Origin of the sequence: Microbacterium sp. MMO-10, assembly GCF_037148715.1 — a bacterium.
GTDB lineage: Bacteria > Actinomycetota > Actinomycetes > Actinomycetales > Microbacteriaceae > Microbacterium.
Genome location: NZ_JBBCSV010000002.1, coordinates 716,453 through 732,399, shown reverse-complemented (window position 1 = coordinate 732,399; position 15,947 = coordinate 716,453). Strand labels below are relative to the sequence as shown.

Annotated in this window: 15 protein-coding genes and 4 tRNA genes; 5 read left to right on the top strand and 14 right to left on the bottom strand. The window is 70.8% G+C overall.

Going from position 1 to position 15,947, the window contains the following annotated elements; all coding sequences use genetic code 11:
• Positions 1 to 6 precede the first annotated feature (6 nt).
• The 5 genes from WFJ17_RS07815 to WFJ17_RS07795 all read right to left on the bottom strand — a co-directional run bounded on the left by WFJ17_RS07815 (position 7) and on the right by WFJ17_RS07795 (position 2,317).
• Entirely contained in the window at positions 7 to 1,269 is a 1,263-nt protein-coding gene (locus WFJ17_RS07815; RefSeq protein ID WP_251439636.1) for a low temperature requirement protein A, read from the bottom strand.
• 61 nt (positions 1,270 to 1,330) lie between these two features.
• The gene (locus WFJ17_RS07810; RefSeq protein ID WP_251439634.1) at positions 1,331 to 1,930 is read right to left on the bottom strand and encodes a YdcF family protein; all 600 of its coding nucleotides are present in this window, start codon (positions 1,928 to 1,930) and stop codon (positions 1,331 to 1,333) included.
• A gap of 91 nt (positions 1,931 to 2,021) precedes the next feature.
• A tRNA-Val gene (locus tag WFJ17_RS07805) sits at positions 2,022 to 2,093 on the bottom strand.
• Positions 2,094 to 2,122: 29 nt separating this feature from the next.
• Positions 2,123 to 2,193: transfer RNA gene (locus tag WFJ17_RS07800), tRNA-Cys, on the bottom strand.
• 48 nt (positions 2,194 to 2,241) lie between these two features.
• Positions 2,242 to 2,317, bottom strand: a tRNA-Gly gene (locus tag WFJ17_RS07795).
• Positions 2,318 to 2,467: 150 nt separating this feature from the next.
• Here WFJ17_RS07795 and WFJ17_RS07790 point away from each other — a divergent pair.
• Together WFJ17_RS07790 and WFJ17_RS07785 are read left to right on the top strand one after the other, a co-directional pair.
• On the top strand, positions 2,468 to 3,364 hold the full coding sequence (locus WFJ17_RS07790; RefSeq protein ID WP_251439632.1) for a MerR family transcriptional regulator: 897 nt from the start codon (positions 2,468 to 2,470) through the stop codon (positions 3,362 to 3,364).
• 118 nt (positions 3,365 to 3,482) lie between these two features.
• Entirely contained in the window at positions 3,483 to 3,839 is a 357-nt protein-coding gene (locus WFJ17_RS07785; protein WP_336648101.1) for a VOC family protein, read from the top strand.
• Positions 3,840 to 3,862: 23 nt separating this feature from the next.
• Here the strand turns inward: WFJ17_RS07785 and WFJ17_RS07780 are convergent, their stop codons facing one another.
• The 4 genes from WFJ17_RS07780 to WFJ17_RS07765 form a co-directional block, all read right to left on the bottom strand.
• A complete protein-coding gene (locus WFJ17_RS07780) occupies positions 3,863 to 4,657 on the bottom strand; it encodes an SDR family NAD(P)-dependent oxidoreductase (RefSeq protein ID WP_336648100.1) in 795 nt (264 codons plus the stop codon).
• Positions 4,658 to 4,750: 93 nt separating this feature from the next.
• Positions 4,751 to 5,065, bottom strand: a complete 315-nt coding sequence (locus WFJ17_RS07775; protein ID WP_251439620.1) for an ArsR/SmtB family transcription factor — start codon at positions 5,063 to 5,065, stop codon at positions 4,751 to 4,753.
• Positions 5,062 to 5,547 carry an SRPBCC domain-containing protein gene (locus tag WFJ17_RS07770; protein ID WP_336648099.1) on the bottom strand — a complete coding sequence of 162 codons (486 nt, stop codon included), beginning with the start codon at positions 5,545 to 5,547 and terminating at the stop codon, positions 5,062 to 5,064. Before WFJ17_RS07770 ends, WFJ17_RS07775 begins: the two co-directional genes overlap by 4 nt.
• A 92-nt stretch (positions 5,548 to 5,639) precedes the next feature.
• Positions 5,640 to 5,715 (bottom strand) — tRNA-Val (locus tag WFJ17_RS07765).
• Positions 5,716 to 5,860: 145 nt separating this feature from the next.
• On the opposite strand from WFJ17_RS07765, the gene WFJ17_RS07760 reads away from it, so the two are divergent.
• Positions 5,861 to 7,861 carry an ATP-dependent helicase gene (locus tag WFJ17_RS07760; RefSeq protein WP_251439615.1) on the top strand — a complete coding sequence of 667 codons (2,001 nt, stop codon included), beginning with the start codon at positions 5,861 to 5,863 and terminating at the stop codon, positions 7,859 to 7,861.
• Between the two features lie 18 nt (positions 7,862 to 7,879).
• Here the strand turns inward: WFJ17_RS07760 and WFJ17_RS07755 are convergent, their stop codons facing one another.
• The 5 genes from WFJ17_RS07755 to zapE form a co-directional block, all read right to left on the bottom strand.
• A complete protein-coding gene (locus WFJ17_RS07755; protein ID WP_251439613.1) occupies positions 7,880 to 9,070 on the bottom strand; it encodes an acetate/propionate family kinase in 1,191 nt (396 codons plus the stop codon).
• Complete coding sequence (pta, locus tag WFJ17_RS07750) at positions 9,067 to 11,202, bottom strand: phosphate acetyltransferase (protein ID WP_251439611.1); 2,136 nt, start codon at positions 11,200 to 11,202, stop codon at positions 9,067 to 9,069. Before pta ends, WFJ17_RS07755 begins: the two co-directional genes overlap by 4 nt.
• Before the next feature lie 55 nt (positions 11,203 to 11,257).
• The gene (locus tag WFJ17_RS07745; RefSeq protein WP_251439609.1) at positions 11,258 to 11,824 is read right to left on the bottom strand and encodes a type II toxin-antitoxin system PemK/MazF family toxin; all 567 of its coding nucleotides are present in this window, start codon (positions 11,822 to 11,824) and stop codon (positions 11,258 to 11,260) included.
• 41 nt (positions 11,825 to 11,865) lie between these two features.
• Complete coding sequence (locus WFJ17_RS07740) at positions 11,866 to 13,101, bottom strand: ammonium transporter (protein ID WP_336648098.1); 1,236 nt, start codon at positions 13,099 to 13,101, stop codon at positions 11,866 to 11,868.
• Between the two features lie 172 nt (positions 13,102 to 13,273).
• Complete coding sequence (zapE, locus tag WFJ17_RS07735; protein WP_336648097.1) at positions 13,274 to 14,326, bottom strand: cell division protein ZapE; 1,053 nt, start codon at positions 14,324 to 14,326, stop codon at positions 13,274 to 13,276.
• A 178-nt stretch (positions 14,327 to 14,504) separates the two neighbouring features.
• Between zapE and WFJ17_RS07730 the strand changes: the two genes are divergently transcribed.
• The gene (locus WFJ17_RS07730; RefSeq protein ID WP_336648096.1) at positions 14,505 to 15,398 is read left to right on the top strand and encodes a sulfurtransferase; all 894 of its coding nucleotides are present in this window, start codon (positions 14,505 to 14,507) and stop codon (positions 15,396 to 15,398) included.
• A 19-nt stretch (positions 15,399 to 15,417) separates the two neighbouring features.
• Positions 15,418 to 15,864 carry a SufE family protein gene (locus tag WFJ17_RS07725; RefSeq protein WP_251439599.1) on the top strand — a complete coding sequence of 149 codons (447 nt, stop codon included), beginning with the start codon at positions 15,418 to 15,420 and terminating at the stop codon, positions 15,862 to 15,864.
• Positions 15,865 to 15,947: the final 83 nt, after the last annotated feature.

Sequence of the window (15,947 nt, the reverse complement as noted above, 5' to 3'; positions counted from 1 at the left end):
AGAATCCTACGCCGCGACCGCCAGAGCCTGGTCCAGGTGCCGCTGCGCGAGCCGCCATCCGCCGGCCTCGTATGCGACGACGACGAGCACGGGGCCCGCCAGCACGACGAGCAGGCAGGCCCACAGCGGCAGGCCGGCGAACGCGAGCACGATGCCGAGCACCGGCAGCACCATGGCGAGGGCGTGCAACGGCAGGCCCTTCATCAGCGAGTGCACGAGATACGAATGCAGCAGCGAGATCGAGACCATGAAGACGATCACGGGGATCGCGATCATGAGGATGACCACGGGTGTCGCGAGCGGGTGCTCATGGCGGAAGGCGTAACCGATGGCGTGCAGGCCGGCCCCGACTGCGGCGACGCTCGCGAAGATGAACGCGTGGCCGTATCCCCAGACGAACGAGCGTCGACGATGGACGGCGAGGATCGCACCGGACGGCATCATCGTGTACGACCACCACAGGGCGAAGGTCATCGCGACGCCCGCACCGATCACCACCACGGCGTCACCGGTCCAGCCCTGGGTCTCCGAGATCTCCTGGGCTGCGGCGAGGGTTCCGATGACCGTCTCGCCCAGGGCGATGATCGTCAGCAGGGAATAGCGCTCGGCGATGTGGTGCGCGTGCCAGGGCGTGCCCCGTCCCTCGCCTTCGCCCTTGCGCTCCGCGACGACCGGGCCGCCGAGCTCGACCAGCCAGCACAGCGCGGCCGCGAGGATCGCGGCTCCGAACGGCAGCGGCGCCCAGGCCACCACGACCCAGCCGAGCTGAGCGATCGCGATGAACACGACGTAGGTGAGCGCGTGCCGGCGATAGGCGGGGTCTCGCGCTGCACGCAGCCACTGCGCCAGGAGTCCGACCCGCATGACGATGTAGCCCGCCACCATGATGCGGTTGTCGAACACACCGTCGAGCTCGAGGGACTCGAACATCCGCGGCAACCCGATCGCGAGCACGATCACGCCGGACATCTGCACCATCGTGAAGACGCGGAACAGCCAGTCGTCGGTGTCGAAGGCGGAGGCGAACCAGGCGAAGTTGATCCACGCCCAGATGACGGCGGCGGTCGCGAAGGCGAACGCGCCAACCGCCGCTCCCCCGTGGCCGGCGGCGACGCCGGCCGCGAACTGCGCCCCGGCCACCCCGAACGCCGCGGCGAACACGAGATCGTAGAGCGCCTCGAGCGGCGTCGCCGCGCGGTGCGGCTCATGCCGGGGACGCCCGCGCATCGGCCGCAGTCCGTGTCGATACCGTTCGACCGCGTTCGTCATGCTGCTCCCCGTTTCCCCTCGGGACCCCGCAGCCTCGCCGCGGAATCGTGCAGCGTCCAACCTAGCGCGGCGCCGGATCCCGGCGATCTCGGTGCCCCTTCCGGAGGGTCAGGGCTGCCGCGATCGCCTTGATCACGGTGATCTCTCCGAAGCGGTAGTCGTCGGCGCGGATGAGCCGGGCGGCGAGATCCGGGCGGGCGGCCCGCAGCAGCCCCCGGGCGCGCTCGGCGTGCAGGGCGTTCGACACGATCGCGAGCTCCACGGCGTCTTCGAGGAGCGGGAGGGAGTAGGCGATGTTCTCCTCGGTGGTCCGGCTCGCGGTCTCGACGAGGGTGGTCCCGGAGAAGCCGCGCTGCGCGGCGTACCGGGCGAGGATCCGCGCCTCCGGCTCCGCCCCGCGCACCGCACCCCCGGAGAAGACCAGCACATCGTCCGGGGTGCGCAGGGTGCGGAGCCCTGCGCGGACGCGGAAGCGGTTCACCGCGTTGGCGCGGGCACCGCGATTGCCGTAGCCGAGGACGAGCACCGTGCGCCGCGCCCCGGGGCGGCCCGCCGCCAGTCCGCGCCTGCTCGCACGCGCCGACACGACCTCTCCCCAGAACAGGAAGGCAGCACCGGCGGCCGCCAGAGCGGCGGCGGTGGCGGCAAGCGTCTTGTGCATCGCTCCAGGCTAGGACGCGAGGCGCTTCGTGACGAGGAACGCCCTCACCCGGAAACGACGAAACCCCCGGGTAAGCCGGGGGTTTCTCCTGTGCGCGATACTGGGATCGAACCAGTGACCTCTTCCGTGTCAGGGAAGCGCGCTACCGCTGCGCCAATCGCGCCTGTTCAGGCTATTCAGTTGAGAAGAGCGAGGTGGCGACGGGATTCGAACCCGTGTAAACGGCTTTGCAGGCCGGTGCCTAGCCTCTCGGCCACGCCACCATGTGGATTCGAACCCACATGCGGAAGCCCCCGAAGGGGCTCCTGCACTGGAGCGGATGACGAGACTCGAACTCGCGACCCCAACCTTGGCAAGGTTGTGCGCTACCAACTGCGCTACATCCGCGTTTTGTGTTTTCCCCGGTGTCCCGGGCACTTGAAATACATTAGCCGAGGATCCACGCTTCGCCAAACCGGGCCCCGTTCTCGGGCGTGTCCACGGGCACGGCCCGGACACCGCTGGGCGACGCGAGGACCGAATGGCAGAATGCCGGGCATGACCCGTGACGAGCAGTGTGACGAAGGGGCACGACCCGTCGGTCCCCTCGCCGTTCCGACCTCGCCGGCACGCATCGGCGGCGCCCTGCTGAGCATCGGAGACTTCTCCCGGTACTCGCGGATCAGCGTGCGGATGCTGCGCCACTACGACGAGCGCGGACTCCTCGCCCCCGCCGAAGTCGACCCGTTCACCGGGTACCGCCGATATGCGCCCGAACAGCTGCGCACGGCGGGGCGGATCCGATCGCTCCGCGATGCGGGCTGCGGGATCCCGCTGATCGCGGAGCTGCTGCCGCTGTTCCAGGAGTCGCCGGAGACCCTTCACGAACGCCTGGAAGCGCATGTCGTCGGACTCGACGAGGCCGTGGAGCAGCTGGCCGCTCAGCGGCGTCTCACCCGCTCCCTGATCGCCGGGATCGACGGCGTGGAGCCAGTCGTCGGCGAGCGGACGTTCTCCGCGGCCCGCGTGCTCGCCCTGCATCGGACGGTGGCGTGCTACCCGGCGGAGGGCGAGCTCTGGTCCGACCTGCGCGACCTGCTCGCCTCCCCCGCGGAGGTGGATCCGAGCATGTTCGGAGACCTGATCGGTGCGACGTACTTCGACGCCGAGTACCGCGACGACGACGTGGAGATGGCCATCTGGCGCGACTACCGCGGCCCGTTCACGCCGCGGCACGGCTTCGAGATCGTCGATCTCCCGTCCCGCCGGGTCGCCTGGACGACGCACCGGGGCGGGTTCGAGTCGATCGGGCGGGCGACGGAGGCGCTCGGCGAGTGGGTCGCGCAGCACGGCCGCACCCAGATCGGCCCCGTGTTCAACCTGTACGTCGTCGGCCCCGGGCGGACCGACGACCCGGACCAGTGGGTGACCGAGGTCAACATCCCGATCGCGTGACTCCGCCCCGACGCGCCTCCGTCGGACGGCGGGCTTGACTCTACCACTGTGGCAGGTTCCAGCCTTGATCTGCGGGCGCCGGGATCGACCGGCGCCGCAGATCGAGAGGACGATGGGGATGAACGAGACCATGAACACGGTGAACTACTTCGAGATCGGCACGCCCGATCCCGAGGCGGCGCGTGCGTTCTACGGCGAGGTTTTCGGCTGGAGCTTCGGCCCCGCGGGACCCGCGGGCTACAGCATGGTGAACGACACCGGCGGCGGGCTCTGGGACACGAGCGGCATCGGGTCGGGCACCTGGGCGGTGTTCTACGTCGAGGTCGCCGACATCGAGACGAGCATCGCGTCCGCGCTCTCCCACGGCGCGGGGACGGTTCTGCCTCTGGTGGACAACGGGGTCATCCTCTTCGCTCATCTGACCGACCCGGCGGGCAGCCGGTTCGGCCTGTGGCAGCGCAAGACCGACGCCTGAGCCGCCTCTCCCCGGGGCGCCCGTCAGTCGACGAGCGCCCCGGCGGTGAGATTGGCGATCGCGCCGGTCATCGACCCCGCACGGTCGGACGCGGCGAAGGCGAGATACTCGGCCACCTCGTCGAGCACCGGAAGGCGCCCCAGTGCCGTGGACCCGGTGAGTCCCCGGATCCATTCGTCCATGCCGAGGCCCGACGCGTCAGCGATCCGTCCGAACATCGCCCGGGTGTACGAGGTCGTGAGCGCGTCCGAGATCGCGTGCGGTCGCACGCAGACCACCCGGACGCCGTCGGGCCCGAGCTCGCCGGCGAGGGCGCGTGAGAAGCCCTCCAGTCCGGCGGACTGCGCGGCGTTGCCGATCAGCCCGCGTCCGGAGAGCCGTGCGCCGGGTGTCGAGATCGTCAGGATCACACCGGCGCGCTGCGCGACCATGTGGCGCGCCGCGGCCTTCGCCGTGAGGAAGTTCGTCCGCAGATAGCCGACGACCGGATGCAGGAAGTCGTCGAGGGATGTCTCCGTGATGCCCCTCCCCTGCACATGGTCGAACCCCACCGCGTTCAGTGCGACGTCGATGCGCCCCGCGCTCTCGACGATCTCGTCCGCGTGCCGCTCGACGGCGACCGGGTCGGAGGCGTCGACGACGGCGACCGACACCTCGCCGCCTTCCGATCGCGCCCGGGAGGCCGCCGCCTCGAGCCGCGGCAGCGAGCGCCCCGCGAGGAACAGCCGCGCCCCCTCCCGCGCGAAGACCCGGGCGGCGGCCGCTCCGATCGACCCGCCGCCGCCATGGATGACCGCGACCTTGTTCTCCAGCAGCATGATGCGCTCTCCTTCGTCTGCGTCTGCAACTTCAGGATTGCACTGGGAACATTCTAACGCAACCCTCAGGTTGCACTAAGGCGGGGACCCGGATCAGAGCCGTTCGGCGATCTCCTTGATCACCGCGAGTCGGCCCTCCCACTCCCGGCCGATCGCGTCGAGCCGGCGCGCTGCGGCGCTGAGTTCGGAACCGACCACGCGATAGCGCACCTCGCGACCGACGCGCACGGGTTCGACCAGGCCGACGTCAGCGAGCACCGACAGGTGCTTGGCGATCGCCTGCCGGGACACCGGGAAGCGCGCGGCCAGAGCGGAGGCGGAGGCATCCCCCTCCCCCAGCGCGGCGAGGATCCTCCACCGCGTCTCGTCGCCGAGCGCGGCGAACACCGGCACCAGCGAGGCCGTCATCGTCCGCCCTCCCTCAGCAGGGCGACGAGCTTGTCGATCTCGAGATCCCAGCCGCGTCGGTGGCTCTCGAGGTTCGCCTCCGGGTCGGAGGTGCGCTCGAAGCCGGACTCCACGACGGTGAGCCTCGTGCCCGACTTCTGAGTTTCGAGGGTGAACGTGAAGACCGTCGAGCTCGACTCGTCGAGGTCCGGGGGCAGGATGCCGAGGGCGTCGTCGTTGTTCCAGCGGTAGGTCACCGAGCGCGGCGCGTCCACGGCCTCCACGCGGATCGGGACGGCCCCGTGCCCCTCGAAGGTCATCGTCCCCACCGCGCCGACCCCCGCGCCACACAGGACGGTGCGGCCGAACCAGCGCGAGAGATGCTCCGGATCCGTGATCGCGCGCCATACCTTCTCGACGGGCGCGGCGATGGAGATGCTCCGGGTCACCGTGTAGGTCTCGCCGTCGAGCACTGCTCGATCGCCGCCGGTGGCACCCTGCATGTGACATCCTCCCGAACCGGCAGGAACGCCGAGACCGGCTGTCCTGCAACGGAGAGGTTACCCCAAGAGGCTCCGGAGGGAGGAGGAGATGATGGTGGGCGATGCCGGACTCGAACCGACGACCTCTTCCGTGTGAAGGAAGCGCGCTACCAACTGCGCCAATCGCCCTTGCGGGTTTTCGTGCCCTGAGGCACAGGTAAAGAGCATACCCGATCCGGCGGCGGCACTCCGACCACGGCGTCCGCCGGGCGTGGCGCAGACACCGGCCGAAGACGAACCGGGGATGTCCGAGCCCACGGATACCGTCATCACCGTGAGCACTGCAGAGCTGGTCGACGACCTGGACGAGATGCAACGCCGCGCGGTCGAGCACGGCGAAGAGCCGCTCGTCGTCGCGACCGGCGCGGGCACGGGCAAGACCCGGGTCCTGACCAGCCGCGTCGCCCGGCTCATCGATGCGGGCGCCGCGCCGGAGCGGATCCTGCTGCTGACCTTCACCCGCCGGGCCGCGGCGGCGATGACCTCCCGCGCTGCCGCGATGGTGGGCGACACCGCGCTCGCCCAGCGGATCGCCGGAGGGACCTTCCACGCGGTCGCGCATCGCATCGTCGCCGAGAACGCGCATCATCTCGGACTGGCCGACGTCACGGTCCTGGCTCCGGACGACATCGTCGACCTCGTCGACCTCCTGCGCAGCGAGCACGGCCTCGACGGCACGGGCCGCCGCATGCCGACGAGCAGGGCGATCGCCGACATCGGATCCAGGGCCGTCAGCCTGGAGCGACCCGGGCGCGAGATCATCCAGGAGCAGTTCCCATGGGCGCTCGATCACGCCGACGAGATCATGGCGCTGCTGCGTGCGTACACGCAGCGCAAGCGGGCCCGGGGCCTGCTCGACCTCGACGACCTCCTCGTCGCGTGGCGCTCGCTGCTGCGCGATCCCGACGTCGGTGCACGGCTCCGCGCGCGCTGGGACTGGGTCCTGGTCGACGAGTACCAGGACGTCAACCGCGTGCAGGCAGAGATCGTCCAGGAGCTCTGCCCCCAGGGGCGCGGTCTGACCGTGGTCGGCGACGACGCGCAGGCGATCTACGGCTTCCGCGGCGCCGGGGCCGGGCAGCTCCAGGGCGTTCTCGACCGGCACCCCCAGGCCCAGGTCATCCGCCTCGAGCGGAACTTCCGGTCGACCCAGCCCATCCTCGACCTGGCGAACGCCGCACGCCCCCAGGACTTCCCGATCCGCCTGGTGGCGCATCGTCCGGGCACGGCGCCGCGGCCCGAGCTCGTCCGCTGCGAGAACGCCGACGACGAGGCGCGCACCGTGGCGGAGCGGATCCTCGCGGCCCACGCGGACGGTCTGCCCCTGCGGGAGCAGGCGGTGCTGATGCGCGCCGGCTCGCACAGCGCACTGCTCGAAGTCGAACTGAAAGTCCGCGGCATCCCCTTCGCGAAGTTCGGCGGGATCGGCTATCTGGAGACCGCGCATGTGCGGGACCTGCTCGCCGCGTTCCGCGTGGTGCTGAACCCCGCCGACGAGATCGCCTGGTACCGCCTGCTCACCCGGCATCGCGGACTCGGCAAGGTGGGCGCGCGCCGCCTCGCCGGCGTCCTCGCCGATCAGGGCATCGCCGGCGGCCCGGAGGCGATCGCCGCGGCGCCGGCCACGGCGCGCGTCGGGCTCGCGACCACCCTCTCCCTGCTCGGCGTCGTGGACGCGGGATCCCCCGTGCCCGAGCTGGTGGAGGCGTGCGTCGACGCGGCCACGACGCTGCTGGCCCAGCACTACCCCGATTGGCAGCGCCGCGCGGCCGACGTGGCCGCGGTGGCCGAGGCCGCGGCCAGGCAGCGGGATCTCCGGGCGTTCGTGGGCGACCAGGCCATCGACCCCGTGACCCTGGCGGGCGACTGGGCCTCCACGCCGCACCTCGACGAGGACTGGGTGACGCTGTCGACGATCCACTCGGCGAAAGGGCTCGAATGGTCCGCGGTGCATCTGCTGAGAGCGACCGACGGCGCCATGCCCTCCGATATGGCGCTGACCACGAGGGCGGGGCTCGAAGAGGAGCGGCGCCTGTTCTACGTCGGCCTCACGCGAGCCCGCGACACGCTGAGCATCTACGCGCCGGCCACCCTGCCCACGCACCCCACGGCATTCGCGGCCCGGCACGTCCTGGCCAAGCCGAGCCGGTTCCTGACGAGTGAGGCGCTCGCGTGCCTCGCCGTCGTGGACACCAGGGTCACCGCTCCCGGCGCCTCACCGGCGTCCCAGGGCCCGCGGGTGCGCTTGGACGATCTCGACGCGCTGTTCGCGTGACCGCGCGCAGCGTCGCGCTCACTCCAGGATCCGGGCGGTCTGCCGCGCGATCTCGAGTTCCTCGTTGGTCGGGACGACGAGGACCGTCACCGGCGAGGAGTCGGTCGAGATCACCCGGATCCCCCGCCCCGGAGTCTCATTCCGCAGCGGATCGATCTCGACTCCCGCGAACCCCAGGGTCGCCATCGCCTCACGACGCACCAGGGCGTTGTTCTCGCCGACTCCCGCGGTGAACGAGATGACGTCCACGCCGCCGAGCTGGGCGATGTAGGCCCCCGCGTAGCCGCGCAGCCGGTGGATGTACACGTCGAAGGCGAGCGTCGCCGCCTCATCCCCCGCCGCGGCCCGGGCGAGCACGTCGCGCATGTCGGAGACGCCGGAAAGGCCCTTCAGTCCGCTCCGGGTGTTCAGCAGCTCGTCCAGCTCCGCCACCGTGAGGCCTGCGCGCCGTGCGAGCGTGAACAGCACCGCGGGGTCGATGTCGCCCGACCGTGTTCCCATGACGAGCCCTTCCAGCGGCGTCATCCCCATCGACGTCTCCACCGACCGGCCGCCGAGCACGGCGGTCACGGAGGCCCCGTTGCCGAGATGGAACACGAGCTGTCGCAGGCCCTCCCGCTCGCCGCCGACGAACGCTGCGGCCGCCTCGGAGACGAACTTGTGCGACGTGCCGTGGAACCCGTATCGCCGAATGCGGTACGACTCCGCCAGATCGCGGTCGATCGCGTAGGTGTAGGCGGCGGGCGGGAGCGTCTGGTGGAACGCCGTGTCGAAGACGGCGACGTGCGGCACCGCCGGGAACGCGCGTTCTGCGGCCCTGATCCCCTGCAGCGCGCCGGGGTTGTGCAGCGGCGCGAGAGCCGCGAGCTCGTCGATGTCGGCCTCGACCTGCGGCGTGATCACCGTCGGCTCGAAGAAGCGCGCACCGCCGTGCACCACCCGATGCCCCACCGCCGCGGGCGGGAACTCGTCCAGCGACGGACCGTGCGCGCCGAAGGCGTCCAGCATCACCTGGAAGCCGGCGGTGTGGTCGGGGATCGGCAGGATCCGCTCCGTCTCCGTCCCCGCGGCGTCGACGTGCACGGCCCGGCCCTCGTCCTGCCCGATCCGTTCGACCAGCCCCGACGCGAGCGCCGCTCCGGTGGCCGTGTCGACGAGCTGGTACTTGAACGACGAGGATCCGCTGTTGATCACGAGCACGACGCTCATGCCGGCACCTCCTGGGCCTGGATCGCCGTGATCGCGATCGTGTTGACGATGTCCTCCACCAGCGCTCCGCGGGACAGGTCGTTGATGGGCTTGTTCAGCCCCTGCAGCACCGGTCCCATGGCGACGGCGCCGGCCGAGCGCTGCACCGCCTTGTAGGTGTTGTTGCCCGTGTTGAGGTCGGGGAACACGAACACGGTCGCTCGCCCCGCCACCGACGATCCCGGCAGCTTCGCCCGCGCCACGGCGGCGTCCGCGGCCGCGTCGTACTGGATCGGCCCCTCGACCGGGAGCTCCGGCGCGCGTTCGCGCACGAGCTGCGTCGCCGCGCGCACCTTCTCCACCTCGGCCCCGGATCCGGAGTCGCCGGTCGAGTACGACAGCATCGCCACCCGCGGCTCGATGCCGAAGGCCGTCGCCGTGGCCGCCGACGAGATCGCGATGTCGGCGAGCTGCTCGCTCGTGGGATCCGGGATCACCGCGCAGTCGCCGTAGACGAGCACCCGATCGGCGAGCGCCATGAGGAACACCGAGGACACCACCGAGACACCGGGGCGCGTCTTGATGATCTCGAACGCCGGCCGGATCGTGTGCGCGGTCGTGTGCGCGGCGCCCGAGACCATGCCATCGGCCAGCCCGAGATGGACCATGAGCGTGCCGAAGTACGACACGTCGGTGACCGTGTCCGCGGCCTGGGCGAGCGTCACCCCCTTGTGCGCCCTGAGCCGGGCGTACTCGGCGGCGAAGCGCGGCACCAGTTCGGGATCCGTCGGCGACACGATGCGCGCCGCATCGAGGTCGACGCCGAGCTCGCGGGCGCGCGAGCGCACGGCCGGTTCGTCGCCGAGGATCACGAGATCGGCGATGCCGCCGCTGAGCACCGCGCCCGCGGCGCGCAGCACGCGGTCGTCCCCTCCCTCGGGAAGGACGATCGTCCGGCGCTGGGTGCGCGCCCGGTCGAACAGCTCGTACTGGAACATCAGCGGCGTCACGACGTCGGACCGCGCGACGCCGAGCAGTGCGATGAGCGCGGGCACGTCGACGTGCTGCTCGAAGAGCGCCAGCGCCCGTCCGACCCGGTGCGGCGCGTCGACGGAGAGGCGGCCCGGCGCGTTCATCACGCGCACGGTCGTCTCGTAGGTCCCGAGATCGGTCGCGATGATCGGCACCCGGGGGCCGAGGCCGTCGAGCAGCCGTTCGATCGGCTCCGGGAGCACGAAGGGCCCGTTGAGCACGATCGCGGCGATCGACGGGAAGGTACCGGCGGCCTGCGCGAGCAGCGTGGCCAGGAGCACCTCCTCACGGTCGGCGGGGATCACGACGACCGAGGATTCGATCAGCCGCGGGAGAACGTTCACCATCGACATGCCGGCGATGACGACGTCCAGCACCTCGCGGTCCAGGAGCCCCTCGTCGCCCCGCGCCAGCCGGCCGCCGAGTGCCTGCAGCACGCCGCGCACGGACGGCGCCACGAGCGGCGGATCCTCCGGGATGACCCACACCGGCACACCGTCGGCACCGTCGTCCGTCCGTTCCTCGAGGACCGCGGAGACGGCGGCACGGATGTCCTCGCCGTGATCGGGATCGGCACGATTGACGACGATCGCCGACAGCACCGCCCGCTCCTGCGCGAGTTCGGCGATGCCGAGCCGCGCCAGCTGGCCGAGCTGCGCGGCGGTGCGCGCCGAGGTCGCCCCGAGGCGCTCGCCGTGGCCCGCGGTGTCCCGCCCGCCGAGCACCAGCAGCACGGTCGCGCCCAGGTTCGCCGCGATGCGGGCGTTGAGCCCGAGCTCTGCGGGACCGGCGACGTCCGTGTAGTCGCTGCCGAGGATCACCACGGCATCGCTGCGCGCTTCGACGGCGTGGAAGCGCTCGAGGATGCGGCCGAGCGCGGCATCCGGATCCGCGTGCAGCTCGTCGTAGCCGACGCCGATACAGTCCGCAGCCGGCAGTCCGATCCCGCTGCGCGAGAGGAGCATCTCGAGCACGTCGTCGGTGCCGTCGCTCGCCCGCGTCACGGGGCGGAAGACGCCGACGCGCGCCGTCGCCCTGCTCAGCGCGTCGATCACCCCCAGCGCGATCAGCGACTTGCCGGAATGGCCTTCGATGGACGTGATGAGGATGCTCTTCGCCACGAGCCCAGCCTACGGCGGCCCCGACGCGGAACGGACCCGTTCCGGCGAGGACCGCTCAGGCGGAGGTCCATCCGAACCGGCGCTCCAGGACGCCCGCGACGCTCTCGAACCGGCGGCGGTCCAGAGCCGCCGCCTCCCGGCGCACGCCGGAGACGTGCACGCTGTACAGCTGGTCGACGTCCACCCAGCTCTCGCGTCCCTGACCGTCCCAGGGACCGGATCCGAGGGAGAGGAAGTCGCGGTCGCCGTCGTGAGACTTGCTCGTGAGCTTCACCGCGTACACGCGCTCCGCCGACTGCGTCGCGATGACCAGCACGGGCCGGTCCTTGCCGCGACCGTCGCGCTCGGCGTAGGGCACCCAGGTCCAGACGATCTCGCCGGCGTCGGGCGCGCCGTCCCGGCGCGGCGCGTAGGCGACCCGCAGGTCCCGCACCGACCTCGGATCCAGTTCGATGGTCTCGGTCAGGCCGCCCTGACCCGGGACGACGGCCGGTGCTCCCGCGGCCGTCCCCGCCGGGGAGGCGGATGCCCGGCCCTGGCGCGAGCCGCCACCGAGCGAGCGGAGGATCGCGGCGACGGCGCCGACGAGCGCGGACAGGATGCCGTTGCCATTGGTGGTCACAACGACACCCTATCCGCGCGTTCCCGCATCCCCGCGGGCTGTCACGAGGTGAGCGCGTAGCCCTCCTCGCCGTGCACCACGAGGTCGACGCCGGCGATCTCGTCCTCGCTGGTGACACGGAAGCCGATGGTCTTGTCGATGACGAGGCCGATCACCAGCGCCACGACGAAGGAGTAGACGAGCACGCCGCCCGACGCCAGCACCTGCACCACGAGCAGGCGGAGGTCGCCGCCGGTGAACAGGCCCTGGCCGGTGGCGAAGAAGCCGAGGTAGATGGTGCCGATGAAGCCGCCCACCAGGTGCAGACCGACCACGTCGAGCGAGTCGTCGAACCCGAGGTGGAACTTGAGCTCGACGGCCAGGGCGCACACCGCGCCGGTCAGCGCGCCGAGCAGCAGGGCCCAACCCGGCGTCAGGTTCGCACACGCCGGAGTGATGGCGACGAGTCCGGCGACGGCACCGCTCGCCGCTCCGACGGACGTGGCCTTGCCGCCGCGGATCCGCTCGATGAGGATCCATCCGAGGATGCCGGCCGCGGCCGCGCCGAAGGTGTTGATCGTGATGAGGCCGACCCCGCCCATCCCCTTCGTGGTCCACTGCGCACCGGCGTTGAAACCGAACCAGCCGAACCACAGCAGGGCGGCGCCGAGGAGGGTGAGCGGGACGTTGTGCGGCTTCTGGATGCCCTTCTGGAACCCGATCCGCTTGCCCAGCACGAGGGCGAGGGCGAACGCGGCCGCGCCCGCGTTGATGTGCACGGCGGTGCCGCCGGCGTAGTCGATGAACTCGATGCCGCTGTCCTTGCCGAACAGCATCGCACCGAGGTGCATGATCCATCCGCCGCCCCACACCCATGCGGCGATCGGGAAGTAGCCGACGGTGGCGAACACCCCGACGAAGATGAGCCACGGCCCGAACTTGGCGCGGTCGGCGATCGCACCGGAGATGAGCGCGACGGTGATGATCGCGAAGGTCGCGCCGTACCCGACGGTCAGCAGCGCGATGTTGGATCCCTTGCCGCTCGCGAGCGACGCGAGCCCGAAGTCGGCGAACGGGTCGCCCGCGAACTGGGTGGGCGAGGAGACGCTCGCCATGGACGACCCGTAGAGGATCCACAGCACGGCGACGAGCCCGATCGCGCCGAAGCTCATCATCATCATGCTGATGACGCTCTTGGCCTTGACCAGACCGCCGTAGAAGAACGCGACTCCCGGGGTCATGAGCAGCACGAGCGCCGTCGCCGTGACTCCCCAGGAGATGTTCCCTGTTGCTTCCATGCGCTGCGCCTCCACTTGATCGCCGTGTGCGTTTCAGTGTGGCGACGTCGTGTTTCGCGCGGACACGGCGCATGTTGCGGCGGTGTTACAGGAGGCTCTCCCGTGTGAACAACGTGTTTCGTGGCTCTTCGGCAGGCTCGGCGGCCGCTCTCGCGGCACCGAGACCACCGCGTCAGACCGTGGTGGGGCGCTCCGCGTGCGAGAGCGCGTTCAGGCGCGAGATGGCCCGCAGGTACTTCTTGCGGTATCCCCCGCCGAGCATCTCCTCGCTGAAGACCTCGTCCAGCGGACGACCGGTCGCGAGGATCGGGATCTGCGCGTCGTACGCACGATCGACGAACGCGACGAACCGCAGCGCCTCCGACTGATCGGTGAGCTGACGCACATCGCGGATCCCCAGCGCCTCGACACCGGCGATGAGGCGGATGTAGCGCGACGGGTGCACCTGGGCGAGGTGCTTGACGATGTCGTCGAACGCGTCGTCCGAGACGCGGTGTCCGGCGCTCAGGGCGCCGAGCTGCGCGGCGTACTCGTCGGCGCTCAGAGCGAGGGCATGACCGTCCAGCGCGCGCTGACGGAAGTCGACGCCGTCGATGCGGATCGTCTCGAAGCTGTCCGACATCGCGTGGATCTCGCGGAGGAAGTCCTGCGCCGCGAAGCGCCCTTCACCCAGCGCGTTCGGCGGGGTGTTCGAGGTGGCGGCGAGCTTGGTGCCTCCGCCGACGAGCTCGCCGAGCAGGCGCGTCATCACCATCGTGTCGCCCGGATCGTCGAGCTCGAACTCGTCGATGCAGAGCAGATCGGATCCGCGCAGCAGGTCGACCGTGTTGCGGTAGCCGAGCGCGCCCACGAGCGCGGTGTACTCGATGAAGGATCCGAAGTACTTCCTCCGCGCGGGCATCGCGTGGTAGATCGAGGCGAGGAGGTGGGTCTTGCCGACGCCGAAGCCGCCGTCGAGATAGACCCCCGGCTTGGACTCCGGAACCTTGGGCGCGCGGCGGAACAGACCTCCGCGCTTGATCGGCTGCGCCCCCGTGGCGAACGCCATGAGCTGCTGCTTCGCCTCCTCCTGGGAGGGGAAGGCGGGATCCGACCGGTAGCTGTCGAACGTCGCGCCGTCGAACTGCGGAGGAGGCACGAGCCCCGTCAGCAGTTCGGTGCCGGTCATCTGCGGCTGGCGGTCGATGAGGTGGACGACGCCGGAGGGGGCGGCCTGATCGGTCATGCGGATCCTGTGTCGAAGTCTTACCCTGCGGATGCGCAGGGGCGCACGGGGTTCTAGTGTCGAGGTGACGGATCAACCCTACGCCGTCGCCGTCACCGGTTTCACCGCGCGTCATCGCGTGCGAGGCACCGCTCACGGACCCTGCCGCCCTGTACCACCGTCTCCGAGGGAGCACCCTGTGACCGTCGAGTTCGACACCACCTCCGCAACGTTCGCCGACTACGCCGAGCCGGGCCGCCTCGTCAGCACCGAATGGCTGGCCGCCCGCCTCGGCGAGCCGGGCCTCGTCGTCGTCGAATCCGACGAGGACGTGCTGCTGTACGAGACCGGGCACATCCCCGGTGCGGTGAAGGTCGACTGGCACACCGAGCTGAACGACCCGGTCGTGCGCGACTACGTCGACGGCGCCGGGTTCGCCGAGCTGCTCAGCCGCAAGGGCATCTCCCGCGACGACACCGTCGTCATCTACGGCGACAAGAACAACTGGTGGGCCGCTTACGCGCTGTGGGTGTTCTCGCTCTTCGGACACGAGGACGTGCGCCTGCTCGACGGCGGTCGCGACCGCTGGATCTCCGAGGGCCGCGAGATCACCACCGAGCTCCCTGCCCGGGAGGCCACCGAGTATCCCGTCGTCGAGCGCGACGACACGGCGCTGCGCGCCTACAAGGAGGACGTGCTCGCCCACCTCGGCAACCCGCTCATCGACGTGCGCTCCCCCGAGGAGTACAACGGCTCGCGCACGTCCGCGCCGGCCTACCCGGAGGAGGGCGCGCTGCGCGCCGGGCACATCCCCACTGCGCAGAACGTGCCGTGGGCCAGGGCCGTCGCCGAGGACGGGGGCTTCAAGCCCCGCGCCGAGCTGGCGGCGATCTACCTCGACGGCGCGGGTCTCGAGGCCGGGGACGACGTCGTGGCGTACTGCCGCATCGGTGAGCGCTCCGCTCACACCTGGTTCGTGCTGAAGCACCTGCTCGGCTTCGAGAACGTGCGCAACTACGACGGATCCTGGACCGAATGGGGCAGTGCGGTGCGCGTGCCGATCGTCACCGGCGAGGAGCCCGGCTCGATCTGAGCGTGGGAGGATGGCGGGGATGACTGACACCCCCGCCTCCGCCCTCCCCGACTCCCTGGCCGAGATCAGGGACGAGTTTCTGGAGCTGCCCGAATCGGATCGGCTGCAGCTGCTGCTGGAGTTCTCGAACGAGCTCCCGCCGGTGTCGGACGAGGTCGCCGCGCACCCCGAGATGACCGAGCGCGTCGCGGAGTGCCAGTCGCCCGTCTACATCTACGTCGAGGTGGCCGACGGGGCCGTCACGATGCACGCCACCGCGCCGGCGGAGGCGCCGACGACCCGGGGCTTCGCCAGCATCCTCGCGCAGGGCATGGCCGGACTGAGCCCCGAGGCGGTGCTCGCGATCCCCGACGACTTCCCGCAGTCCATCGGTCTCACCAGGGTCGTCTCCCCGCTGCGGATCTCGGGGATGACCGGAATGCTCATGCGGGCCAAGCGCCAGGTGCGCACGCGCCTCGCCTCCTGACGCCCCGCCCCTGTCCGACCGCGAGACCGAACCTCCCTCACGAGACCGCGCTTTCTTCCCACGGTCTCGCGAGGGAGGTTCGG